We start from the raw sequence: 21,959 nt of genomic DNA on the forward strand, positions 1-21,959 counted from the left end.
CCATGCGCATCGCCACTTCGCAGATGTACAGCCGCCCGACGTCGCTGATGACCCAGCTGACCGCCGCGGCCGACAAGACGCAGACCCAGATCGCCACCACCAAGCTCGGCATCACCGCGGCTTCGGATGCGGCGGCCTATATCAAGCTGCAGCAGATCCAGCGCGCCACCACCGGCGATGCGACCTACAAGTCGAACATCACCATTGCCCAGGGCGTGACCGCGCAGACCGACCAGACGCTGGAGAGCGTCGAGACCCAGATGCAGCGCGCGCTCGAGCTGGCCACCCGCGCCAAGAGCGACACGCTGTCGGCCTCGGACCGCGCCTCGATCGGCGAGGAGCTGGACTCGATCCGCGACACGCTGTTCGCGCTCGCCAACACCAAGGACGACATCCGCGGCCAGCCCTTGTTCGGCGGCGCGACCGGCGACACCGCCTATGTGAAGAACGCCGACGGCTCGATCAGCTTCGCCGGCACCGGCGAGCCCTCGGCCATCCCGATCGGCGATGGCGAGAGCGTCCAGCCGACGATCAGCGGCGAGCGGGTGTTCAGCCCCGCCGGCGCCGACATGTTCGCGGTCCTCGGCTCGCTGTCCGCCGCGCTCAAGTCGGGCACCGACGTGCAGGCGGCGGGCGCCGCGGCGCTCGATGGGATCAACGCCTCGCTCGACACGGTGGCGCTCGCCCGCGCCTCGGTCGGCGCACGCGGCGCCCGGCTCGACCTGCAGGCCGACCGGCTGACCGAGGTCGCCGAGACCCGCGAGACGACGCGATCGGGCATCGAGGATACCGATATCCCCACTGCGGTCGCCAATCTGCAGAAGACGCTCACCGTCCTCCAGGCGACCCAGGCCAGCTTCACCAAGCTGACCAGCGTTTCGCTGTTCGACTATCTCAAATAAGCCACGGGAAAGCCGCGACTTTCGCCGGAGCGCGCGCCGCTAGGCGATTCGCGCCCGAAACCCAAGCGAAAGCCCGAAATAATTCGCGCCGGTAACGAATTAACCATGTTTTTCCGCTGAATATCACGGCGAAACGGTCGTTAACCGAGACGACAAATCGGGGGTTTCGCGCACATGTTTCCGGCAATCGGCCTCGTCATCCTGCTGGCAATGGTCTTCGGTGGTTTCGCGATCACCGGCGGCGCGCTCGGCCCCGTCCTCGAAGCGATCCCGCACGAGATGCTGATCATCGGCGGCGCCGCCGCCGGCGCGCTCGTCATCGGCAATTCGACCAGGGAGCTGAAGGCGCTGGGCGGCGGCCTGGCCAAGGTGCTCAAGGGCCCGAAGTACAAGAAGCAGGACTATCTCGACACGATCTTCCTGGTCTCCAAGCTGATGAAGATGCTGCGGACCGAGGGGCCGATCGCGCTCGAGCCGCATGTCGAGGATCCCAAGTCCTCCGCCATCTTCGCCGAATATCCGCGCCTGCTCGCCGATCACACGCTGATCAACCTGATCACCGATACGCTGCGCCTCGTCGTCGTCTCGTCGGGCACGCTCGACGTGCACGCGGTCGAGGAGGTGATGGACAACTCGATCAAGACGCACCACCACGAGGTCCAGGGCCCGCAGACCACGCTCCAGTCGCTCGGCGACGCGCTGCCGGCGCTCGGCATCGTCGCCGCCGTGCTCGGCGTGGTGAAGACGATGGGCTCGATCGACAAGCCGCCGAGCATCCTCGGCGCGATGATCGGCTCGGCGCTGGTCGGCACCTTCATGGGCGTGCTTCTGGCCTACGGCATCGTCGCGCCGCTCGCTGGCCGGCTGCAGCAGGTGATCGACGCCGATGCGGCGATCTATCACGTGGTGAAGCAGATCATCATCGCCTCGCTCCACGGCCATCCGCAGCCGCTGGTGATCGAGGCCGCCCGCTCCAGCATCGCGCACGCCAACCAGCCGGGCTTCGGCGAGGTCTTTGACGGGCTCAGGGGCCGGTAAGTGGCAGCGCCGCGCGCACCGCACGGGAACCAGCTCCAGCCGAAGATCATCGTCAAGAAGATCATCGTCGAGGGGCATGGCGGCCATCACGGCGGCGCCTGGAAGGTCGCGTACGCGGACTTCGTGACCGCGATGATGGCGTTCTTCCTGCTGCTCTGGATCCTGGGCGCCACCACCGAGAAGCAGCGCAAGGCGCTTGCCGACTATTTCGCGCCGACTTTGGTCGAGCTGAAGCAGAACAGTGCCGGCTCGAACGGCCTGTTCGGCGGCGAGGCGATCAACCAGCGCGACAATTATCCGGGCAAGGCCTCGCAGACCGGCACCAAGTCGCTGACCGTCCCGGTGGGCGGCGCCGGCGGCAAGGATGTCGGCACTGGCGCCAAGGGCACGCTCAAGGACCAGCGCGCGCTGACCCAGCAGGACCAGAAGAATTTCGACGAGACCGCCAAGCGGATCCGCCAGCGCATGCAGGCGACCCCGGCGCTGGCCAAGCTGGCCAACCATGTCCGCTTCGTGCCGACGCGCGACGGCATGCGCATCGACCTGCTCGACGACGCCAATTATTCGATGTTCAACCTGGGCACGACCGCGCTGGTGCCCGAGGCGAGCGCGCTGATCGGCACGATCGCAGACTCGATCAAGGGCATGGAAAACCCGATCATGATCCGCGGCCATACCGACAGTCTGGGCTATGGCGACCCGACGGCGATGAATAACTGGATGCTCTCCAGCGGTCGCGCCGAGGCGACGCGCCGGCGCCTGCTGGCGGGCAACGTCACCGAGATGCGCTTCGAGCGGATCGAGGGCGTGGCCGACCGCGAGCCGCTGATCGTCGAGAACCCCGCCGACCCGCGCAACCGCCGCGTCTCGATCACCCTGCTCTATCGCCGGATCATGGACCAGGACCAGCAGGGCCGCTTCCGCCCCGGCCTCCGCGCCAGCCGCGAAGCCGATACGCCGCTGGGCGCGCACTGAAATCTCCCTCTCCCCTCCACAGGAGGGGAGAGGGAGATCAGGATCAGAAGAACTGCTTGCGGAAGGTGAGCTTCACCGTCCGGCCGATCGGGTCGCGCAGGTTCGGCGCATAGGCCACAGGCGTCATGCCATTCTCGTCGGTCACCCGCTGGCGCGCATTGAACATGTTGTCGACGCGCAGCTGGATCCGCGAGCCGCGGAACCAGGGATGCTTGAGCAGGAAGTCGATGTCCTGGCCCGGGTTGAACTCGGTAAGCAGGTTGACCTTGGCGAGGCTGCCGAAATTGAGCTCGCCGGTGCTGCCCGGCAGGCCGGTGGTGCCGCCCGTGGTGCGCGTGCCGCTCTGCCAGTTGCCGTTGAGCTGGACGAGCAGCGCGTCGCGCTTCACGCCCGCGGTGAAGTCGACCCGGTGCGCCGCGATCGCCTGACTGGTCGTGTCGCCGAGCCGGTCGATGACCGGCAGGCCCGGACGGATCTGGATTTCGTCACGCAGCACCCAGGTGTGATAGGCGCTGAGGATGATGCGGTTGCCACCGCCTCCACCGCCAAAGCCGCCTCGGCCCCCGCCGCCACCACCACCGGGGCCGCCGAAGCGCGGACCGCCGCCGCCCGGCGGACCACCCGCACCCGGGCCGGCACCGTCCGCCGGCGGGCGCGGCGGGGCTTCCTGACCCTGGCCCGGCTGGCCCTCGGGCCGCGGGCCGCGGAACTGGCCGCCCTGGGTACCGCCGAACAGGCTCGACTGCTGGCCGAGGCGGCGGAACTGATCGAACATCGCCGTCATCTCGGGCGGCAGCGGCTGGCCGGTGCGGCGCGATTCCTCGCGCGCCTTCTGGAAGGCCTCGCGGCGCTCGCGCATCCGCTTCTGCTGGGGCGAGGCGATCGGCAGGAACAGGTTGAAGCCCCAACGCAGCTCCGAATGCTCGGTCCGGTCATAGTTCACCGGGCGCGCATCGATGCTGAGCAGCCGGCCGTCGCCGTCGCGCACGAAGCGGTCGGGAAATGCCGCCTCCACCTCGGCGGAGGCGCCGGGGAAGCTCTGGATCGCGTTGCGGAAGCGCGAATTGGTGTAGTTCACCACGATGCCGAGATTGGTCTCGGTGAACGGCCGGATGTTGAGCCCCGCGCGGAACACGTGGCGGCTGTCGGCGCTCAGCGCGGTATTGCCGCCGCTGATCTGGCTGATGTTGACGCTCTCGCCGCGCACGAAGTCGTAGACAGTCACGTTGGGCGTGGTGACCACCGGGTTGCCGAGCTGCCCCGGCGTCGGCGCGTTGCTGTCGTCGATGAAGCTGACGATCGCCTGGACCTGGGTGATCGGCGACCAGTTGAAGCCATAGCCGGTGGTGGTCAGCCGCCCGAAGTCGGAGAGCTGCTCGACTTCGATATTGGCGTTGACCGAGAAGTCGCCGATCGCGTCGAGCACCGCGCGGCGGCGGCTGGTGATCGGGATCGAGATGTTGCCGCGGATCGCGCCGGTGTCGCGCGAGATGTCGCTCGCGCTGTACACGCCCGAGCGGAAGGACCTGCCCGACAGGTCGTTGGTCCGCCCCGCCACGCGGATGCTGCCGGTGACGTCGCCCGCCGGCAGCTTGAACAGCGGGCCGTTGGTGAGGAACTCGACATTGCCGACCTTGGTGGTCGATTCGGTCCAGTCGTCCGGACGGCTGCCGATCAGGCTGTAGGGGATCGGCGCGAACGGGTTGAAGCTCGGGTCGTTGGCGTTGAGCAGCGCTTGCGCCACGCTCGGATCGACGCCGCGCGTCGTCGTCGAATCGCTGCCGGTCTGCTGGTAATTGGCGTTGAGCGACCAGCGCCAGCTATTGATCCAGGGCGAGCTGTCGCCGTTGATCGTCAGCTCGCCGCGCAGCGCCTGGCTGCTGCTCGATCGGGTCAGCGGGTTGAGATTGTCGTAATAGCGCCGCAGCTCGACATTCTGGCCGAAGGGCGAGAACGGATTGCCCGTAGGCAGGGTCAGCGTCGCGCTCGGCAGGCCGAGCCAGCTCTCGCTCTCGTTGACGTCGAGGTTGATCGTGGCGGTGGCGCTCACCTTGGCCGAGAGCGCGCGGTTGTAGATGCCGCTGATCGTCAGGTTCTTCGCCGGGCCGACCAGGGTGCGATAGGGCGTGACGTCGGTAATGTTGGGATCATTGGCATTGGCCGCATAGCCGGCGAGCGCCTGCTGGCCGGACACCGGCACCCCGGCGACCGTCACCGGCCGGCCGGCCAGTGCGCTCAGCGCGGGATCGATCTCCCGGCCGATCGGGGTGCCGGTGACCGGATCGAGCACCACCGCGCCGAGTCCGGAGATGTTTCCGGTCGTGTCGAACAGCGCATTGCCGGCACGGCTGACCCCGCGCTCGCTCTCGAGGATCGACGAATTCTGGTTGTACTTGACGTCCAGCGTCACCCGCCCGTCGCGGTTGAGCTTGAGGATGTTGAGGTTGGCGCTCTCGGTCGCATTGCCGCCATCGGTGGGCATCTGCCCCTCGAGCACCGTCGTCACTGCCTGGAAGCGGCGGCGCAGCACGAAGTTGATCACCTTCTGGGTCGCGCCATAGCCATATTGCAGCGCGACTTCCTCGGGCAGGATGTCGATCCGCTCGATCGCCTCGGTGGGCAGGTCACGAACCTCGTTCATGCTCGAGCGGCGGCCGCTGATCAGGATCACTGGCTGCTCGTCGCCGCGGCCCGAGCCGCTGCCGAGCTGCGCCTGGAGCGCGGTGATCAGCTCCGACACGTTGGAGGCGCCATAGGCGCGGATATCGGCCGGGTTGAGCTGCACCTCCGGCTTGACGTCGGTCTTCACCGCGCCGGGCAGCACGCCGTTGACGACGATCGCGCCTTCGTCGCCCATCTCGTCCGTGCCCTGGTCCTGCGCGGCGGCGGGGACCTGCGCCTGGGGCTGGGGGTGATTCTGCGCGGAGGGAGGCGTGGGCGCCTGCTGCTGCGCCTGGGCGAGCACCGCGCCCGGCATCATGCCGGCGAGCAATCCGGCAACCGCGGCACCACGCATCAACTTCGAACGCATCAAATTCCCACCCTTTTCGAAAACCCCGCGCGGCAAGTGACACCGCCAGCATGAATGCTGCGTGGCTAGCCGCGACTTGTCGCAGAAGTTTGCCGGGTTCCCGAAAAAATTGCGGCACCGCGGCGATGTCGCCGGGTGCCTGCATTTTTCACTGGTGCGGTCGAGAAGACTCGAACTTCCACGGCCTTTCGGCCACAACGACCTCAACGTTGCGCGTCTACCAGTTCCGCCACGACCGCACGTGAAATCCGTCAGTTGGGATACCGACGGCTGGTAAGGCAGCGGCCCCTAGCAACGCGTTTCGGACATTGCAAGCGGTTCCGCCGCGCTTTTCCAAACGAAGCGAAATCCGCTAAGCGCGCCGTCCCATGCGCATCGCCCCCGATCTTTCCGCCGAGATGCGCCGAATCCTGTCGCTGGCCTGGCCGGTGGCGCTGACCAGCCTCAACTGGACGATCCTCCACGTCACCGACGTGGTGGTGGTCGGCTTCACCGGCACCGAGCAGGTGGCGGCCCTCGGCGCCAGCCGCGCGCTGACCTTTCCCGGCATCGTGATGGGGCTGGGCGCGCTGTCGGGCGTGCTCGTCCATGTATCGCGCGCCGACGGGGCGAAAGACCTGCCGGGCACCGGTCGCGCCTTCCACCAGGGGCTGCTGCTCGCCGCCGCGCTCGGCATGCTCAGCGCGCTGCTGCTCTTCGCCTTCGCCATGCCGATGCTGCTGGCGATCGGCGTGGCCGGCGAGATCGCCCCGCACGCCGCCGAGGTCGTGCGGGTGATGGCGCTCGCCTATCCCTTCCAATTGCTGATCGTCACCGCGAGCTTCTTCCTCGAAGGGGTGAGCCGGCCGCAGCGGGTGACCGTGGTCAACCTGGCGATCCTGCCGGTCAACGCCCTGCTCGCCTGGGCACTGTCGGCCGGACATTTCGGCTTGCCGGCAATGGGCGCGACCGGCGCGGCGCTGGCCACCACCATCGCCTCGGCGCTGGGCGCGGCCGGCATGATCGCCGCCGCCTGGACGCTGCCCCGGGCAAAGGCGCGCGGCGTGCACGACCTTTCCGACATCTTCAGCCGCGATTCGCTGAAGGGCGCGCTGGGGCTCGCTTTGTTCGGCCTGATCCCGGCCATCGCCTCGGGGCTCGAGCTGGTCGGCTTCTCGATCCTGATCGCGCTGTCGACCGAGCTGGGCGACGTCACCGCCCATGCCTTCCAGCTCGTCTTCTCGATCCACAACGTCACCTTTTCGGTGGCGCTCGGCCTCGGATCGGCGGCGGGGGTGCGCGTCGGCAATGCGGTGGGCGAAGGCGTGCCCCAGGCCGCCGCCCGGCGCACCGCCATCGCCGCTTCGCTCGCAGCACTTGCCACCGGCCTGCTCGCGCTCCTGCTGATCCTGGTGCCGGCGCCCTTCGTCGCGCTGTTCCCGGCGGTGCCCGAGGTGCACCGGATCGCGCTCCTGATGCTGCCGATCTGGGCGCCGTTCATCCTGTTCGACGGGGTGCAGGTGGTGTTCGTCTACGCGCTGCGTTCCTTGGGCGACCAGGTCGCGGCGGGGATCAACTCGGTGATCGCCTTCTTCCTCGTCACCGGCGGCGCGGGGCTGGTGTTCGTGCGGCTATGGGGCTGGGAGGCGACCGGGCTCGTCCTCGCCTCGGGGATCGGCATGGTGGTCGCCGCGGCGCTCCACGGCGCGCGGCTGTGGCGGGTCAGCCGCCGATTTCGGTAGCGAAGGCCAGCCGCGCCGTCGCCGCACTGCGCGGCGGATCGACCTGTGCCGAATTGAAGTCGATCGTCTGCTTGGGCCCGATCTCGCGCACCGAGGGGGTGACCCGCCAGCTATAGACCAGCCGGTCTTCCTTGTCCTTGAGCTCGATCCGGATGTCGGGCACGCGCTGCTTGTCGGCGGTGGGGTTGGCCACCTTGCCCGAGATGATGAACAGCTCGCTGCCATTGGTCTGCGTGCGCAGCTCGACATTCTTGTCGGTGAACACCAAAGGCGTCTCGACTTCGCCGCCGATGCCGAGGCCCCAGCCCAGCTGCGCGGCGAGCCCGGGCGCGCCCGAATAGAGGATCGCGCCGGTGCCGAGCAGCATCGAGAAGCCCGCGACGAAGGCGGCGGCGGTCCAGCGGCGCGCCGGGTTGCGGCGCGGCTTGAACGGCGGCTGCGGGGCGAAGGGATCGTAATCCGGCGAGGGGCCGCCGGCCGCGGCGGTGATTGAGGCATCGTCGAACACCCGCGGCGCCGTGGGCGCCTCGCGCTTCGGCACCTCGGCCTCGCGCTTGGGCGCCGGAGTGACCGGGCCGTCCGCCGCCGTGGCGCGCGTGGTCAGGTCGAGCGCGACCGGCGCCTGGAACCAGCTATGCTTGCAGCTCGCGCAGCGCACGGTACGGCCGTCGGCGCCAATGGCGCTGTCCGGCACCAGATAGCGGGTTCGGCACTGGCTGCATTCGAGGATCATTGCGCTCGGCTCACGACACACGGGGGCCTGTCGCCCGATTGTCACGATTCTAGACCCATCGATTCGCGGCCACAAGAGTCCCCGGCCGGAGTATCCCCAGCTTCTTGAGAAGGGCGGGTCTCTGTGCGATGGCAGGTGCAAGGGAAGCGCCGGGAGCCTGATGGCCAGCATCGTTCAATTCGAGAATGTCGGCCTGCGCTATGGTTCGGGCGACGAGACTCTCTCGGACATCAGCTTCTCGCTGAACACCGGCGCCTTCTATTTCCTCACCGGACCCTCGGGCGCGGGCAAGACCTCGCTGCTCAAATTGCTCTATCTCGCCCAGCGCGCGACCCGCGGCACCGTCCGCATCTTCGGCGAGGATGCCGGCGCCCTGCCGCGCACCCGCCTGCCCGGTTTCCGCCGCCGCATCGGCGTGGTGTTCCAGGACTTCCGGCTGGTCCCGCACCTTTCCGCCTATGACAATATCGCCCTGCCCCTGCGCGTCGCCGGCGTGTCGGAGAGCGATATCGAGGCGCCGGTGCGCGAGATGCTCGCCTGGGTCGGCCTCACCGATCGCGGCCGTGCCAAGCCGCCGACATTGTCGGGCGGCGAGCAGCAGCGCATCGCCATCGCCCGCGCGGTGATCGGCCGCCCCGAGCTGCTCGTCGCCGACGAGCCCACGGGCAACGTCGATCCCGACATGGCCGAGCGGCTGCTCCATCTGTTCGACAGCCTCAATCGGCTCGGCACCACCGTGGTGGTGGCGACGCACGACTTCCACCTGCTCAACCGCATCCCCAATGCGCACATGATGCGGCTGGAGAAGGGCCGGCTCAACGATCCCACCGGCGCGCTGCGCAACCCGCCGCGGGGCGCCCAGTGAAGCTGAGCCTCAATCCCAACGCCCCCGATCGCCGCCTGCTCGACGAGAGCCGGCGGACGCGTGCGATGACCTGGATCATGGCGATCATGGTCTTCCTCACCGTGCTCGCCGGCGCGCTGGGGCTCGGCATGTTCGCCGCCACCGCCCAGCTCGACCGCCAGCTCGCCGGGCGGCTGACCATCCAGATCGTCGAGCCCGATGCCGCGCTGCGCGACGGCCAGGCAGCGGCGATCCGCGCGGCCGTCACCCGCCTGCCGGGCGTGCAGCGCGTCGCCGAGGTCGATCGCCAGCGGCTCGCCGAGCTGCTCAAGCCCTGGCTCGGCGATACCGGGCTCGATCCCGACCTGCCGATGCCGGCGATGATCGACGTCGAGGTGCGCGGCAACACCACCGCGGCGGTGGAGCGCGCCGTCCGCCAGCTCGCGCCCAATGCCCGGATCGACCGGCATGCCCAGTGGCTCTCGCCGGTGCGCGGGTTCATGACCACGATGAGCTGGCTCGCCGTCGGGCTGATGCTGCTGATCGCCAGCGCCACCGCCGCGGTGGTGCTGCTCGCCGCGCGTTCGGGGCTGGACACGCACCGCGACACCATCGATGTGCTCCACATGCTCGGCTCCACCGATGTCCAGATCGCCCGCCTGTTCCAGCGGCGGATCGCGTTCGATACGCTGCTCGGCGGCCTGCTCGGCACCGTGGCGGCGCTCGGGCTGGTCTGGTTCCTCCAGTCGCGCATGGCGCTGGTCGGCTCGGAGATGCTGAGCGGCGTGGCGCTGCAGCAGCGCGACTGGTTCCTGCTCCTGCTGCTCCCGCTCGGCTTCGCGCTGCTCGCCACCTTCGCGGCGCGGCGCACCGTGCTGCGCGCGCTGGGCCGCACGCTGTGATCCTGCGCCTGATTGCGCTGGTGGTGATCGCCTGGGCGCTCGGCTTCGCCGCGTTCATGCTGTCGCTCGGCCATCCGCTCGAAGGCCGCAAGACCGATGCGATCGTGGTGCTGACCGGCGGGTCGAAGCGGATCGACCGCGGCCTGGAAGTGCTGCGCGCCGGCGATGCCGAGCGCTTGCTGGTCAGCGGCGTCGATCCCGATGTCCGCCCCGGCGAGTTCGCCGCGGAGTACAAGATCGATCGCAAGCTGATGCGCTGCTGCGTCGATCTCGGCTGGCAGGCGGTCGATACCCGCTCCAATGCCGAAGAGACCGCCGAATGGGTGAAGGCGCATGGCTACAAGACCGTGCGCCTCGTCACCTCGGACTGGCACATGCCGCGCGCCCGGCTCGAGCTCGCCCATGCGCTGAAGGGCGTGGAAGTGGTCGGCGATCCGGTGCGCAGCCAGCCGGGCTTCGCCATGCTGTTTCGCGAGTATCACAAATATCTGGTGCGCCGCATCGCACTGCTGCTCGGTGCCCGCTGATGAACTTCCTGCGCACGCTGGTCTTCTCGATCTTCTTCTACGGCCTCTCGGTCGTGCTGGTGCTGCTCGTCCCCCTGGTCGCTTTGCTCGGCGGCGATTCGCTGCGCAGCTATGCGATGGCCTGGGTGGGGCTGATGACCTGGTCGGCGCGCTGGATCCTCGGCATCCGCGTGCAGATCGAGGGCGCGATCCCCAGGGGGCCGGTGCTCTTCGCCGGCAAGCATGAATCGCTGTTCGAGGCGCTGGAGCTCAGCCGGCTGCTCGGTTCGCCCGCCACGGTGATGAAGCGCGAGCTCGCCCAGATCCCGCTCTGGGGCTGGGCGGCACGGCGCTACGGGGTGATCATCGTCAACCGCACCGCCAATGCCGCGGCGCTGCGCTCGATGATGAAGGATGCCAAAGTCGCGCTGGCGCAGGGCCGCTCGGTGCTGATCTTCCCCGAGGGCACCCGCGTGAAGCCCGGCGAGGCGCCGGCGCTGCGCTCGGGCTTTGCCGGGCTCTACCGGATGCTCGATCTACCGGTGGTGCCGATCGCGGTGCGGAGCGGCCATGTCTGGCCGAAGCACGGGATCAAGAAGCCGGGCGTGATCACCTTCCGCTTCCTCGATCCGATCCCGCCGGGCCTGCCCCGCGCCGAGGCCGAGGCGCGGGTCCATGCCGGAATCAACGCGCTCAACGGCTGAGGCGCGGCCCGGCTTGCAATGTAGGATTTCGCGTGATTGGCTCGGGCGGTCGGAACTGGCGTTCCGGCCGCTCTTTGCCTTGTTGGAAAAATAGGATTCCGCGCGCGCAAGGAAGTTGCGCGATGCGGCGCGTTTCCGGGAAAACAGGGAAAATAGCGCGATGCCGACCCCGCCGATGTCGTGAACTTAGTGAACTTCCACGAGTCGCCCGGTGCGCCCCTGTAGGACCTATTCGTGCGAACGCCCGAAGTCCGGCGCGGCATCGTCCTGACCCTGCTCGATGATCGAGCGGCGGATCGCCCGGGTGCGGCTGAACAGCTCGAACAGTTCGTCGCCCTTGCCCCAGCGGATCGCGCGCTGCAGCGCCGTCAAATCCTCGGAGAAGCGCTGGAGCATGTCGAGCACCGCTTCCTTGTTGGCCAGGAACACGTCGCGCCACATCGTCGGGTCCGACGCCGCGATGCGGGTGAAGTCGCGGAAGCCGCCGGCCGAATATTTGATCACTTCGGACTGGGTGACTTCCTCCATGTCCGATGCGGTGCCGACGATCGTATAAGCGATGAGGTGCGGCAGATGGCTGGTGACGGCCAGCACGCGGTCATGATGGTCGGGCGCCATCGTCTCGACCTGAGCCCCCAGGCGGCGCCAGAACTCCAGCACGCGCTCGACGGCGAAGGGCGCGGTGCCCTCGACCGGCGTGACGATGCACCAGCGGCCATGAAACAGCGAGGCGAAGCCGGCCTCGGGCCCGCTATTCTCGGTGCCGGCAACCGGATGCGCCGGGACGAACACCGCATCGGGAAGTGCGGCATGGACGGCCTCGACCACGCTCTCCTTGCACGAGCCGACATCGCTGACGATCGCCTCGGCCGGCAGGTCCGCCGCGATCTCCGCCGCCGCCGCGCCCATCGCGCCGACGGGGACGCAGAGGATCACCAGATCGGCATCGATCACCGCGGTGCCGGCGGTATCGGCGATGTCGTCGCACAGGTCGATGCGCACCGCAGTCTCGCGCACCGCCGGGTCGGCATCATAGCCAGTCACCCGCACGCTGGGCATGTGCTGGCGGACGGCGCGCGCGATCGACGAGCCGATCAGGCCCAGGCCGATGACCGTGACGCGCGCGAACGGCAGCATCAGGCCTCGCCCGCCAGGCTCCGCAGCGATGCGATCACGCCGCGCGTCTCTTCCTCGGTGCCGATGGTGATGCGCAGGCCGTGGGGCAGGCCCTGGCCGGGCAGCCAGCGGACGATATAGCCGGCGTCCATCAGCCCCTTGTATGCCGCCTCGGCGGTGAGCTGCCCCTCGAACAGGACGAGGACGAAGTTCGCCTGGCTCGGCACGGCGCGCAGGCCCTTGTTGCCCAGCTTGGCGATCTCGTCCGCGAACCAGCGGCGCCACTCGGCATTGTGCGCCTTGGTGTGGTCGACGAACTCGGTGTCGCCCAGCGCCGCGACCGCCGCCGCGGTGCCCGCGATGGTGATCGAGAAGGGCAGGCGGATGCGGTGCATCGCCTCGATGATTGGCGCCGAGGCATAGCCCCAGCCGATCCGCTCGGCGGCGAGGCCGTACATCTTGGAGAAGGTACGCGTCACCAGCACGTTGGGCGCGGTGCGGGCCAGCTCCATGCCGCCGTCATCGTCGTCGCCTTCGATGTACTCGGCATAGGCATGGTCGAGGACGAGCAGGATGTCGCTGCGAAGGCCAGCGTGGAGGCGCAGGATCTCGCTGCGCGGCGCATAGGTGCCGGTCGGGTTGTTCGGGTTGGCGACGAAGACGATCTTGGTCTTGTCGGTCACCGAGGCGAGGATCGCGTCGACGTCGGTCGCGTAGTCCTTGTCGGGCGCCACCACCGGGATCGCGCCGACGCGGCGGGTGGCGATCGGGTACACGGTGAAGCCGTAATGGACGTAGATGATCTCGTCGCCCGGACCGGCGAATGCACCGGCGGCGAGGTGGAGAACCTCGTCCGATCCGTTGCCGTAGATGATGCGGGCGGGATCGAGGCCATATTTGGCGGCGATCGTCTCGCGCAGCTCGACGGCGCTGGCGTCCGGATAGCGCTCGAGGCTGGTCGACGCGGTCAGGAACGCTTCGCGCGCCTTTTGGGAAGTGCCGAGCGGGTTCTCGTTGGACGAGAGCTTGGTCACCTTGCGGCCGTCATCGGTGGTGGAACGCCCCGGCACATAGGGGGCGATTTCCATGATCCAGGGCTTGGGTACAGGTGCGGTCATGGTCGCGCGGCTTGGCGGAATGGTTACCGGATGGCAAGGGTCAGGCGCTAGGGCTTCATGGTTAAGCAGGAGCCGAGGAGGGGCAATGCGGGGGAATGGCATCGTCTGGCGCGCACTCGAAATGGCGCGGCGACGCAATCTGGAAGCAGCGGGCGAGGCCCTGCCGGTCAAGGGCGCCAGCGGCGCGACGCGGCGCGCGGTGCTGCAGGCGATGGCGATTGGTGGCGTCGCGACCGCCCTGCCCCGCCCGGCAGCGGCGCGGCCCGCCGGGCGGGTGGCGATCATCGGCGGCGGCATCGCCGGTCTCACCGCGCTCCACCATCTGCGCGAGGCAGGCGTCGATGCATTCCTCTATGAGGGCCGCGGCCGCACCGGCGGGCGGATGTACACGCACAAGTCGGGCGACTGGACGTTCGAAGTGGGCGGCCAGCTGGTCAACACCGACCATTATGACATGCAGGCGCTGCTCAAGCGCTTCGACATCCCGCTGATCGACCGCAAGGCCGAGCCGCACGACACGCTGATCCTGGCGAACGGCCGCTTGATCACCGATACCGAGCTGGCCGAAGCGCTGCGCCCGATCGCCGCGCAGATCGGCAAGGATGCCGACCGGCTCGACAAGGACCAGGCCCGAGTCGCGCCCGATCTCGATCGGATGTCGATCCACGACTATCTCGACCGCCACGCCGCACTGATCCGCCAGCCGTGGCTGCGCCAGTTGCTCGAGGCGACCAGCCGCACCGAATATGGCGTGGAGCCCCGGCGCGCCTCGGCGATCGAGCTGATCTTCAACCTGCCGACGGTGGACGGCCAGCGCGCCGAAGTGCTGGGCGGTGCCGACGAGCGCTATGTCATCGAGGGCGGCAGCTCGGCCTTGGTCGAGGCGATGAGCGCCCGTTATTCCGACCGGATCGCCACGGGGAAGCGCCTGCTCCGCGTCGAATCGGGGCTGAAGCTGCATTTCCTCGATGGCTCGGCCGAGACGGCCGACACGCTGATCGTCGCGGTGCCCGGTCCCGTCACCCGCCAGATCGATTTCCGCGTGCCGCTGCCCGCCCAGTGGCGCGCCTTTATCGGTGAGATGGAGCTGGGCCTGAACGAGAAGGTCCAGTCGGGCACCAATGCGACGCCGTGGCGCGGGCCGATGGGCGTCGGCGGCGAGCTGTGGCAGACCGACGCCGATGCCGGCTGGGCGCTCGGCTGGGACGGCAGCGTGCACCGCAAGGATGGCGTGTCGCCGGTCTGGACCTGGTTCCTGGGTGGTGACGAAGTGCTGCTTGCCGAGAGCGAATCGCCTTCGGAACTGGCGAAGCGCTTCGCCGCCAGCGCCGCGCCGGCGATCCCCGGGCTGATCGAGGCTGCCACCGGTCCCTTCACCCGCACCAACTGGCACGCCCAGGCGCTCACCCTCGGCGCCTATTGCAACTATGCCCCGGGCCAGCTCACCCGTTTCTCCAAGCTGCTCTGTGTCGAGGACGAAGGCGGCAACCAGGTGCCTCATGCCGGGCGGATCTTGTTCGCCGGCGAGCATCTTTCCGATGCCTTTCCCGGCTACATGAACGGGGCGGCGCAGACCGGGCGGATGGCGGCGGCGGCGATCCTCGGCAAGCGGATCGACGCCAAGGCCGCTTGAACCGCGGGGCGCAGGCCCGTAACGAGCCGGATATGTCCGTCGATCCGCGTTTTGGCACTGGCCGCTCGGTGACGCTGCCGGGGCCGCTGCGCCTCGACGGTGGCGTGCTGCTCTCGCCGGTCGACATCGGCTACGAGACCTATGGCACGCTGGCCCCCGATGGCAGCAACGCGATCCTGGTCTGCCACGCGCTGACCGGCGACCAGCATGTCGCCTCCGAGCACCCGCGCACCGGCAAGCCCGGCTGGTGGACGCGCATGGTTGGGCCGGGCAAGCCGATCGATACCGACCGCTATCTCGTGATCTGCTCGAACGTGCTCGGCTCCTGCCTCGGCTCTTCGGGCCCGGCGACGATCAATCCCGCCACCGACAAGCCCTGGGGCATGAGCTTCCCGGTGATCACGATCCGCGACATGGTGCGGGCGCAGGCGATGCTGCTCGACCATCTCGGCGTGGACAAGCTCTTCGCAGTCGTCGGCGGATCGATGGGCGGCATGCAGGCGCTGAGCTGGGCGGCGACCTTCCCCGAGCGCGTTGCCTCGGCCGTGGTCATTGCCAGCGCGGCCAGGCATTCGGCGCAGAACATCGCTTTCCACGAAGTCGGCCGCCAGGCGGTGATGGCCGATCCCAAGTGGCGCGGTGGCGATTATTATGACGACAATGATCCGCCCGTCGCCGGCCTCGCCGTGGCGCGGATGGCGGCGCACATCACCTATCTCTCCGAGGCCGGTCTCACCGCCAAGTTCGGGCGCAAGCTGCAGAGCCGCGAGACCAAGACCTTCGGCTTCGATGCGGATTTCCAGGTCGAGAGTTACCTGCGCCACCAGGGGCTGGCGTTCGTCGACCGGTTCGACGCCAATTCCTATCTCTACATCACCCGGGCGCTCGATTATTTCGACTTGGCCGAGGAGCATGGCGGGCTGCTCGCCAGTGCCTTCAAGGGTGCCGACACGCGCTTCTGCGTGGTGAGCTTCGACACCGACTGGCTCTACCCGACCAGCGAATCGCGCTCGGTCGTCCATGCGCTGAACGCGGCGGGCGCGCGGGCAAGCTTCGTCGAGCTGAAATCGCCCTTCGGCCATGACGCCTTCCTGCTCGAAAGCCCCGAGCTCGACCGGGTGGTGCGCGGCTTCCTGGAAGCGGGGGCAGCATGAGCGACTATCGCATCTCGTTCGACAAGGCCGAGCTCGACCTCGACCTGATCCATGCGTTCCTGAGCGGATCCTATTGGGCCAAAGGCATTCCCAGGCACATCGTCGAGACATCGATCAGACACAGCTTCTGCGCCGCCGTCTTCGCCAAGGACGAAGCGGGACAGGACGAGCAGGTCGGCTTTGCCCGAGTGATCACCGACTTCGCGACCTTCGCCTATCTGGCGGACGTGTTCGTGCTGCCGGCGCATCGCGGCAAGGGCGTGGCGATGCAGATGCTCGAGGCGGTGCAGGCGCATCCCGAGCTGACCGGCCTGCGCCGCTGGCTGCTGTTCACCCGCGACATGCAGCCGCTCTACGCCAGGCTCGGCTGGACCCAGATACCGCATCCCGAGCGCTGCATGGAGCGGCATGACGTGGATCTCTACACGCGATGAGCCTGCGCCCCGACCTTGCGATCATCGCGGCGAACGTGGCGGCGGGGAGCCGCGTGCTCGATGTCGGCTGCGGCGACGGTGCGCTGATGGCGGCGCTGCGCGACACGCGGCAGGTCGATGCGCGCGGGCTCGAACTCGATGCGGGTGACGTGGCGGCGGCGGTGGGGCGGGGGCTCTCGGTGGTGCAGGGCGATGCCGATACCGACCTGGCCGACTATCCCGACAACAGCTTCGACTATGCGATCCTGAGCCAGACGCTGCAGACCACGCGCCACCCGGACGTGGTGCTCGAGAATCTGCTGCGCATCGGCAAGCACGCCTTCGTCTCCTTCCCCAACTTCGCGCACTGGCGGGTGCGCGCTTCGCTCCTTTTCGGCGGGCGGATGCCGGTGACGCGACTGCTCCCGATCGCCTGGTATGCCACCCCCAACATCCACCATGTCACCGTCGACGATTTCCGGGCGCTGGTGCACGAGCGCGGGATCACGATCGAGGGTTGCTGGTTCCTCTCCGGCGACCAGCGTTGCGGCTCGGCGATGGCCAATCTGTTCGCCGAGCATGCGGTGTTCCTGCTGCGGAGGTGAGGCGATGCGGACGGTGAAGCGGCTGCATCCGGCGTTCCGCGACGATATCGGCGACCTGGTCACGCGGCGCCCGGTGCCGGGCCCGGCGATCGGCCATGTCGGCGCCTTCCTGTTCCTCAACCATCACGGGCCGCAGACCTACGCGCCGAACAATCGCGGCCTGCCCTTCGGCCCGCACCCGCATCGCGGCTTCGAGACGGTGACCTTCATCCTCGAAGGTGAGCTGGCGCACACCGACAGCGCCGGCCACTCCAGCATCATCCGCGCCGGCGGCATCCAGTGGATGACCGCGGGCAGCGGCATCGTCCATGCCGAAGTCTCGCCGGCCGACTTCAAGCGCGACGGCGGGAGACTTGAGATCCTCCAGCTCTGGGTGAACCTGCCCGCCCGGCTGAAGATGGCGGCGCCGCGCTACATCGGTGCGCAGGCCGGAGCGATTCCTTCGATCGTCGCCGACGGCGCCACCGTCCATCTGGTCTCGGGCGAGTTCCAGGACATACGAGGCGTGGTCGATTCGCTGACCGGCGTGTTCCTGAGCTGGGTGGAGATCGAAGCCGGGGGCAGCGTGACCTTCACCGGGCTCGAAGGGCGCGACGTGTTCCTCTATTGCGCACGTGGAATGTTCCACGTGGAAGGCACTGCGGTAGCGCATTTCCATCTCGCCGAACTGAGCCCCGGCGACGCAGTGACGATCACGGCGCGCGAGCCGGCGCTGTTCCTGTTCGGCCATGCCGAGCCGATAAACGAGCCGATCGTCGCGCACGGCCCGTTCGTGATGAACAGCGAGGCGGAGATTCGCCAGGCTTTCCACGATTACCAGGCCGGCAAGTTCGGCGTGGCGGAGATTGTGGAAGCCTAGCTTCGGACTGCCCCTCTCCCCGGCCCTCTCCCCTGAAGGGGAGAGGGAGTAATTACTTCTCCACGCCCCAGTTCACCGTGACGTTGGTGACCGCCGTGGCCGATTCGGCCATCACCCGCAGCGTGCGCTTGTTGCCGTCGCCGGCGGTGAACGACTTGCCGTCCTCGATCCGCAGCGACAGGCCCTGCGCCAGCGCCTGCTGCTTGGACCAGGTGAGGATCGTCGAGGGCGAGGCGAAGTTGGTGTAGATCACCGTGCCGCTGCGCTTGCCGGTCACCGCCACATCGCCGCTCGTGCAGCTGATGATCTTGGCTTCCTTGTAGACCGGCACGAAATCGGGCTTGTCGTTGCAGGTGCCCGCCGCGACCTTGGCCGGCACCCCCTTAGAGGTCGCGTCGATCACATTCTGCGCGGCGGGATCGTCGGTCGTCCTGGGGCCGCCACAGGCCCCGGCCAGCAAGGCCAATCCGATCACCGCAACGCGCATCATGTCATCTCCGGGCTTAGAACGGAACGTCGTCGTCCAGGTCATCGGGGAACCCGCCGCCGAAGCTATTGTTTCCGCCGCTGCCGCCGCCCGAGCGCTGGCCGCCGCTGTTGAAATTGCCGCCGCCGCGGCTCGAGGACTGGCCGGCGAACTCGTCGCCGCCGCCGGCGCCCCATTCGTCACCACCGCCGCCGGACGAGCGACCGCCGCCATAGCCACCGCCACCCGCACCGCCACCACCGCCGGGCGCACCGTCGAGCATGGTCAGCACCGAGTTGAAGCCCTGGAGGACGATCTCGGTCGAGTAGCGGTCCTGGCCCTGGGCGTCCTGCCATTTGCGGGTGGTCAGCGCGCCTTCGATATAGACCTTGCTGCCCTTGCGCAGATAGCGCTCGGCGACATTGGCGAGGCCCTCGTTGAAGACCTTGACCGTATGCCATTCGGTCTTTTCCTTGCGCTCGCCCGAGTTGCGGTCCTTCCAGCTTTCGGACGTGGCGATGCGCAGCTCGACGACCTTGCCGCCGTTCTGGAAGCTGCGGCTCTCGGGATCGCGCCCGAGATTGCCCACCAGGATCACTTTGTTGACGCTGCCCGCCATGGAAACTCCGCTATGAAAATCGTATCGACGGTGGCGCGTGCGCACTTCGCCGGTGAACGAATGGGGTACTATCCTTGGCCGAGATCATCAACCTGAACCGGGCACGCAAGGCAAAGGCACGTGTGGACAAGTCCGCGCAAGCCGAAGAGAACCGAATCCGCTTCGGACGCACCAGGGCGGAGAAGCAGACCGAGGCTGCCGAGAAGGCACGGATCGCGAAGACGCTGGACGACGCCAAGCGAGACTGAGCTTTCCTACATCCGCGCAGCGGGCGACTCGCGGAAGTTCACTAAGTTCACGACCTTGGCGGGTTCCGCGCCGCGCAATTTTCCCTGTTTTCCCGCAAACGCGCTGCATCCCGCAACATCCTTGCGTGGATGCGATCCAACATTTCCAACAGCTTGAAGAGCGGCCGGTTGCCAACCGACCGCCTGAGGCAAGCAGACGAAATCCTACATTGCAAGCGGGGCGCTACAGCCCCAGCGCCACCGCGCTCCAATAGGTGAGCCCGGCCGCGACATAGGCGAGCGCGAACAGATAGCCGATCATGAACATCGGCCATTTCCAGCCATTGGTCTCGCGCCGCGTCACCGCGATGGTCGAGATGCACTGGGGCGCGAAGACGAACCACATCAGGAAGGCGAGCGCGGTCGGCAGGCTCCAGCGCTTGCGCAGATTGTCGGTGATCGTCGCCTCGCCCTGGGCGTCCTCGGGATTATCGACCGCATAGACGGTGCCGATCGCCGCCACCGCCGCCTCGCGCGCCGCCATTGCGGGGAGCAGGGCGAGCGAGATGTCGTGGTTGAAGCCGATCGGTTTGACCACGACCTCGATCCCGCTCGCGATGCGGCCGGCGACCGAATATTCGCTCTGCTTCTGCCCGGCGGGCGCCTGGGGGAAGGTGGTGAGCAGCCAGAGGATCGCCACCGTCGCGGCGATGGTGGTGCCGGCACGCTTGAGGAAGATCTCGGCGCGCTGCCACAGGCCGAGCAGCACGTCGCGGATGCGCGGTAGCTGGTATTTCGGCATCTCCATCATGAAGCCCGAAGTCGCGCCCTTGGTCACCGTGTGGCGCAGCACCAGCGCCGCGCAGAAGGCGCCGACGATGCCGAGGATGTAGAGCGCGAACAGCACGAAGCCCTGCAGGCCGATGCCGGGGAGCAGACTCCGCTCGGGGATCAGCGAACCGATGATGATAGTATAGACCGGCAGGCGCGCCGAGCAGGTCATCAGCGGGGCGATCAGGATGGTGGTGAGCCGGTCCTTCTCGTCGGCGATGGTGCGCGTCGCCATGATGCCGGGCACGGCGCAAGCGAAGCTGGAGAGCAGCGGGATGAAGGCGCGGCCCGACAGGCCGACGCTTGCCATCACCCGGTCCATCAGCATCGCGGCCCGGACCATATAGCCGGTCGCCTCCAGCACGAGGATGAAGGCGAACAGGATCAGGATCTGCGGCAGGAAGACGACGACCGCGCCGACGCCTGCGATCAGGCCCTGGACGAGGAAATCGCGCAGGAAGCCGTCGGGCAGCGCGCCGGCCACCGTATCGGACAGCCAGGCCATGCCGCTCTCGATCCAGCCCATCGGCGCCTCGGCCCAGGCGAAGACCGACTGGAACATGACGAACATCAAGGCGAGCAGGAGGATCGGGCCGGCGACCGGATGGAGGACGATCGCGTCGATCCGGTGGGTCCAGCGGCGCGCGGCGGTCTCGGAGACGGTCACCGCGGTGGCGATCTGGCGGGCGCGGCGCTGGAGGACGACGATGTCGTGCTGGACGCCGGCGCCCTCCCGCAGCTTGTGGCCGGCCTTGAGCACTTCGCCCAGCCGCTCCTTGAGTGCATCGAGCCCGCGCTTGCGCACTGCGACGGTGGCGACGACGGGCACGCCCAGCTCGCGCTCCAATGCCTCGGGATCGAGGATCAGGCCGTCGCGCTCGGCCATGTCGACCATGTTGAGCGCGACCACCATCGGCAGGCCGAGCGCGGCGAGCTGGAGGGTGAAGCGCAGGTGATTGTCGAGATTGGTCGCGTCGACCACCACGACGATGCCGTCGGGCAGGCGCTCGCCCTCCTGCTTGCCGAACAGCACGTCACGGGTGACGGCCTCGTCGGGCGAGGAGGGATCGAGGCTGTAGGTGCCGGGCAGGTCGAGCAGCTCGACCGGGCGGCCGTCGGGCAGCGCCAGGCGGCCGGCATGGCGCTCGACGGTGACGCCGGGATAATTGCCGACCTTCTGCCGCGCACCGGTGAGGGCGTTGAACAGGGCGCTCTTGCCGGCATTGGGATTGCCGACCAGCGCAACCAGCGGGGCCGCGTTCATGCGCCGGGACTGACGTGGATCGCCGAGGCGACGTGACGGCGCAGGGCGACGATCATCCGGCCGATGCGGCAGGCGATCGGGCCGCCGCCGAGCAGGCCCGACTTGTGGAGCAGCTCGACCTCGACGCCTTCGTCCAGCCCCAGCTCACGCAGGCGCCGGCCCTCGGGCTCGCTCAGCTTGCTCCAGTCGACCATGGCGACGGAGCCGGGCTTGTGGCGGGGCAGGCTGGCAAGCGGAACGGGCACGGGAATCGCGGCGGGGGCATTCATGCTGCGAGTCATTATCAATTGCGAGGGGA

The 21,959-nt window shown here is 68.2% G+C and carries 22 protein-coding genes and 1 tRNA gene; 14 read left to right on the forward strand and 9 right to left on the reverse strand.

What is annotated here, in order from left to right:
• Positions 1-2 precede the first annotated feature (2 nt).
• The 3 genes from ACEN8G_RS19525 to ACEN8G_RS19535 all read left to right on the forward strand — a co-directional run bounded on the left by ACEN8G_RS19525 (position 3) and on the right by ACEN8G_RS19535 (position 2,915).
• Positions 3-902 carry a flagellin gene (locus tag ACEN8G_RS19525; protein WP_413414950.1) on the forward strand — a complete coding sequence of 300 codons (900 nt, stop codon included), beginning with the start codon at positions 3-5 and terminating at the stop codon, positions 900-902.
• Between the two features lie 174 nt (positions 903-1,076).
• A complete protein-coding gene (gene motA, locus ACEN8G_RS19530; RefSeq protein WP_413414949.1) occupies positions 1,077-1,940 on the forward strand; it encodes a flagellar motor stator protein MotA in 864 nt (287 codons plus the stop codon).
• Complete coding sequence (locus tag ACEN8G_RS19535) at positions 1,941-2,915, forward strand: flagellar motor protein MotB (RefSeq protein ID WP_413414948.1); 975 nt, start codon at positions 1,941-1,943, stop codon at positions 2,913-2,915.
• A 43-nt stretch (positions 2,916-2,958) separates the two neighbouring features.
• Here ACEN8G_RS19535 and ACEN8G_RS19540 read toward each other — a convergent pair whose 3' ends face one another.
• Together ACEN8G_RS19540 and ACEN8G_RS19545 are read right to left on the reverse strand one after the other, a co-directional pair.
• On the reverse strand, positions 2,959-5,946 hold the full coding sequence (locus tag ACEN8G_RS19540) for a TonB-dependent receptor (RefSeq protein WP_413740671.1): 2,988 nt from the start codon (positions 5,944-5,946) through the stop codon (positions 2,959-2,961).
• 152 nt (positions 5,947-6,098) lie between these two features.
• Positions 6,099-6,185: transfer RNA gene (locus ACEN8G_RS19545), tRNA-Leu, on the reverse strand.
• 129 nt (positions 6,186-6,314) lie between these two features.
• Here ACEN8G_RS19545 and ACEN8G_RS19550 point away from each other — a divergent pair.
• The gene (locus tag ACEN8G_RS19550) at positions 6,315-7,667 is read left to right on the forward strand and encodes an MATE family efflux transporter (protein ID WP_413415152.1); all 1,353 of its coding nucleotides are present in this window, start codon (positions 6,315-6,317) and stop codon (positions 7,665-7,667) included.
• Here ACEN8G_RS19550 and ACEN8G_RS19555 read toward each other — a convergent pair.
• Positions 7,648-8,400, reverse strand: coding sequence for an MJ0042-type zinc finger domain-containing protein (locus ACEN8G_RS19555; protein ID WP_413415151.1), 753 nt, complete (start codon positions 8,398-8,400; stop codon positions 7,648-7,650). The two genes, ACEN8G_RS19550 and ACEN8G_RS19555, sit on opposite strands and share 20 nt — an antisense overlap.
• 160 nt (positions 8,401-8,560) lie before the next feature.
• Between ACEN8G_RS19555 and ftsE the strand changes: the two genes are divergently transcribed.
• From ftsE to ACEN8G_RS19575, 4 genes are read left to right on the forward strand one after another with little or no spacing between them, the layout of a single operon-like run.
• Positions 8,561-9,265, forward strand: coding sequence for a cell division ATP-binding protein FtsE (gene ftsE, locus ACEN8G_RS19560; protein ID WP_307116743.1), 705 nt, complete (start codon positions 8,561-8,563; stop codon positions 9,263-9,265).
• Positions 9,262-10,146 (forward strand): cell division protein FtsX, encoded by an 885-nt coding sequence (locus ACEN8G_RS19565; RefSeq protein ID WP_413415150.1) that lies wholly within the window; start codon positions 9,262-9,264, stop codon positions 10,144-10,146. The genes ftsE and ACEN8G_RS19565 overlap by 4 nt, the downstream gene beginning before the upstream one ends.
• Positions 10,143-10,673, forward strand: coding sequence for a YdcF family protein (locus ACEN8G_RS19570; protein WP_413415149.1), 531 nt, complete (start codon positions 10,143-10,145; stop codon positions 10,671-10,673). Before ACEN8G_RS19565 ends, ACEN8G_RS19570 begins: the two co-directional genes overlap by 4 nt.
• Positions 10,673-11,356: a lysophospholipid acyltransferase family protein gene (locus ACEN8G_RS19575; RefSeq protein ID WP_413415148.1), complete on the forward strand. Its 684-nt coding sequence runs from the start codon at positions 10,673-10,675 to the stop codon at positions 11,354-11,356. The genes ACEN8G_RS19570 and ACEN8G_RS19575 overlap by 1 nt, the downstream gene beginning before the upstream one ends.
• A 228-nt stretch (positions 11,357-11,584) precedes the next feature.
• On the opposite strand, the gene ACEN8G_RS19580 is transcribed toward ACEN8G_RS19575, so the two are convergent.
• Both ACEN8G_RS19580 and hisC read right to left on the reverse strand, forming a co-directional pair.
• A complete protein-coding gene (locus tag ACEN8G_RS19580; RefSeq protein ID WP_413415147.1) occupies positions 11,585-12,493 on the reverse strand; it encodes a prephenate/arogenate dehydrogenase family protein in 909 nt (302 codons plus the stop codon).
• Positions 12,493-13,590: a histidinol-phosphate transaminase gene (gene hisC / locus ACEN8G_RS19585; protein ID WP_413415146.1), complete on the reverse strand. Its 1,098-nt coding sequence runs from the start codon at positions 13,588-13,590 to the stop codon at positions 12,493-12,495. Before hisC ends, ACEN8G_RS19580 begins: the two co-directional genes overlap by 1 nt.
• A gap of 85 nt (positions 13,591-13,675) precedes the next feature.
• Between hisC and ACEN8G_RS19590 the strand changes: the two genes are divergently transcribed.
• Genes ACEN8G_RS19590 through ACEN8G_RS19610 form a run of 5 tightly spaced genes read left to right on the forward strand, consistent with a single transcriptional unit; the run spans position 13,676 to position 18,254 of the window.
• The gene (locus ACEN8G_RS19590; protein ID WP_413415145.1) at positions 13,676-15,223 is read left to right on the forward strand and encodes an FAD-dependent oxidoreductase; all 1,548 of its coding nucleotides are present in this window, start codon (positions 13,676-13,678) and stop codon (positions 15,221-15,223) included.
• Positions 15,224-15,255: 32 nt separating this feature from the next.
• Positions 15,256-16,377 (forward strand): homoserine O-acetyltransferase MetX, encoded by a 1,122-nt coding sequence (metX, locus tag ACEN8G_RS19595; RefSeq protein ID WP_413415144.1) that lies wholly within the window; start codon positions 15,256-15,258, stop codon positions 16,375-16,377.
• The gene (locus tag ACEN8G_RS19600; protein WP_413415143.1) at positions 16,374-16,811 is read left to right on the forward strand and encodes a GNAT family N-acetyltransferase; all 438 of its coding nucleotides are present in this window, start codon (positions 16,374-16,376) and stop codon (positions 16,809-16,811) included. Before metX ends, ACEN8G_RS19600 begins: the two co-directional genes overlap by 4 nt.
• Positions 16,808-17,395, forward strand: coding sequence for a methionine biosynthesis protein MetW (metW, locus tag ACEN8G_RS19605; RefSeq protein ID WP_413415142.1), 588 nt, complete (start codon positions 16,808-16,810; stop codon positions 17,393-17,395). Before ACEN8G_RS19600 ends, metW begins: the two co-directional genes overlap by 4 nt.
• A 4-nt stretch (positions 17,396-17,399) precedes the next feature.
• Complete coding sequence (locus ACEN8G_RS19610) at positions 17,400-18,254, forward strand: pirin family protein (RefSeq protein ID WP_413415141.1); 855 nt, start codon at positions 17,400-17,402, stop codon at positions 18,252-18,254.
• A gap of 52 nt (positions 18,255-18,306) precedes the next feature.
• Here the strand turns inward: ACEN8G_RS19610 and ACEN8G_RS19615 are convergent, their stop codons facing one another.
• Both ACEN8G_RS19615 and ssb read right to left on the reverse strand, forming a co-directional pair.
• The gene (locus tag ACEN8G_RS19615; protein WP_413415140.1) at positions 18,307-18,744 is read right to left on the reverse strand and encodes a hypothetical protein; all 438 of its coding nucleotides are present in this window, start codon (positions 18,742-18,744) and stop codon (positions 18,307-18,309) included.
• Between the two features lie 13 nt (positions 18,745-18,757).
• Positions 18,758-19,339 (reverse strand): single-stranded DNA-binding protein, encoded by a 582-nt coding sequence (gene ssb, locus ACEN8G_RS19620; protein ID WP_413415139.1) that lies wholly within the window; start codon positions 19,337-19,339, stop codon positions 18,758-18,760.
• 74 nt (positions 19,340-19,413) lie between these two features.
• Here ssb and ACEN8G_RS19625 point away from each other — a divergent pair, with 74 nt between their 5' ends.
• Complete coding sequence (locus ACEN8G_RS19625; protein ID WP_413415138.1) at positions 19,414-19,587, forward strand: DUF4169 family protein; 174 nt, start codon at positions 19,414-19,416, stop codon at positions 19,585-19,587.
• A gap of 223 nt (positions 19,588-19,810) precedes the next feature.
• Here ACEN8G_RS19625 and feoB read toward each other — a convergent pair whose 3' ends face one another.
• Positions 19,811-21,661 carry a ferrous iron transporter B gene (gene feoB / locus ACEN8G_RS19630; protein ID WP_413415136.1) on the reverse strand — a complete coding sequence of 617 codons (1,851 nt, stop codon included), beginning with the start codon at positions 21,659-21,661 and terminating at the stop codon, positions 19,811-19,813.
• Positions 21,658-21,930, reverse strand: a complete 273-nt coding sequence (locus ACEN8G_RS19635; RefSeq protein WP_413415135.1) for a FeoA family protein — start codon at positions 21,928-21,930, stop codon at positions 21,658-21,660. Before ACEN8G_RS19635 ends, feoB begins: the two co-directional genes overlap by 4 nt.
• Positions 21,931-21,959: the final 29 nt, after the last annotated feature.

The sequence above is a fragment of the Sphingomonas sp. Sphisp66 genome (genome assembly GCF_047324325.1).
In the GTDB taxonomy this organism is placed as follows: Bacteria; Pseudomonadota; Alphaproteobacteria; order Sphingomonadales; family Sphingomonadaceae; genus Sphingomonas.

What these genes read in the sequence shown, in the direction of transcription:
- ACEN8G_RS19525 (WP_413414950.1), top strand. Translation starts at nt 3, where the DNA reads ATGCGCATCGCCACTTCGCAGATGTACAGCCGCCCGACGTCGCTGATG.
- motA (WP_413414949.1), top strand. Translation starts at nt 1,077, where the DNA reads ATGTTTCCGGCAATCGGCCTCGTCATCCTGCTGGCAATGGTCTTCGGT.
- ACEN8G_RS19540 (WP_413740671.1), bottom strand. Translation starts at nt 5,946, where the DNA reads ATGCGTTCGAAGTTGATGCGTGGTGCCGCGGTTGCCGGATTGCTCGCC.
- ACEN8G_RS19550 (WP_413415152.1), top strand. Translation starts at nt 6,315, where the DNA reads ATGCGCATCGCCCCCGATCTTTCCGCCGAGATGCGCCGAATCCTGTCG.
- ACEN8G_RS19555 (WP_413415151.1), bottom strand. Translation starts at nt 8,400, where the DNA reads ATGATCCTCGAATGCAGCCAGTGCCGAACCCGCTATCTGGTGCCGGAC.
- ftsE (WP_307116743.1), top strand. Translation starts at nt 8,561, where the DNA reads ATGGCCAGCATCGTTCAATTCGAGAATGTCGGCCTGCGCTATGGTTCG.
- ACEN8G_RS19575 (WP_413415148.1), top strand. Translation starts at nt 10,673, where the DNA reads ATGAACTTCCTGCGCACGCTGGTCTTCTCGATCTTCTTCTACGGCCTC.
- ACEN8G_RS19580 (WP_413415147.1), bottom strand. Translation starts at nt 12,493, where the DNA reads ATGCTGCCGTTCGCGCGCGTCACGGTCATCGGCCTGGGCCTGATCGGC.
- hisC (WP_413415146.1), bottom strand. Translation starts at nt 13,590, where the DNA reads ATGACCGCACCTGTACCCAAGCCCTGGATCATGGAAATCGCCCCCTAT.
- ACEN8G_RS19590 (WP_413415145.1), top strand. Translation starts at nt 13,676, where the DNA reads ATGCGGGGGAATGGCATCGTCTGGCGCGCACTCGAAATGGCGCGGCGA.
- metX (WP_413415144.1), top strand. Translation starts at nt 15,256, where the DNA reads ATGTCCGTCGATCCGCGTTTTGGCACTGGCCGCTCGGTGACGCTGCCG.
- ACEN8G_RS19600 (WP_413415143.1), top strand. Translation starts at nt 16,374, where the DNA reads ATGAGCGACTATCGCATCTCGTTCGACAAGGCCGAGCTCGACCTCGAC.
- metW (WP_413415142.1), top strand. Translation starts at nt 16,808, where the DNA reads ATGAGCCTGCGCCCCGACCTTGCGATCATCGCGGCGAACGTGGCGGCG.
- ACEN8G_RS19610 (WP_413415141.1), top strand. Translation starts at nt 17,400, where the DNA reads ATGCGGACGGTGAAGCGGCTGCATCCGGCGTTCCGCGACGATATCGGC.
- ACEN8G_RS19615 (WP_413415140.1), bottom strand. Translation starts at nt 18,744, where the DNA reads ATGATGCGCGTTGCGGTGATCGGATTGGCCTTGCTGGCCGGGGCCTGT.
- ssb (WP_413415139.1), bottom strand. Translation starts at nt 19,339, where the DNA reads ATGGCGGGCAGCGTCAACAAAGTGATCCTGGTGGGCAATCTCGGGCGC.
- feoB (WP_413415136.1), bottom strand. Translation starts at nt 21,661, where the DNA reads ATGAACGCGGCCCCGCTGGTTGCGCTGGTCGGCAATCCCAATGCCGGC.
- ACEN8G_RS19635 (WP_413415135.1), bottom strand. Translation starts at nt 21,930, where the DNA reads ATGAATGCCCCCGCCGCGATTCCCGTGCCCGTTCCGCTTGCCAGCCTG.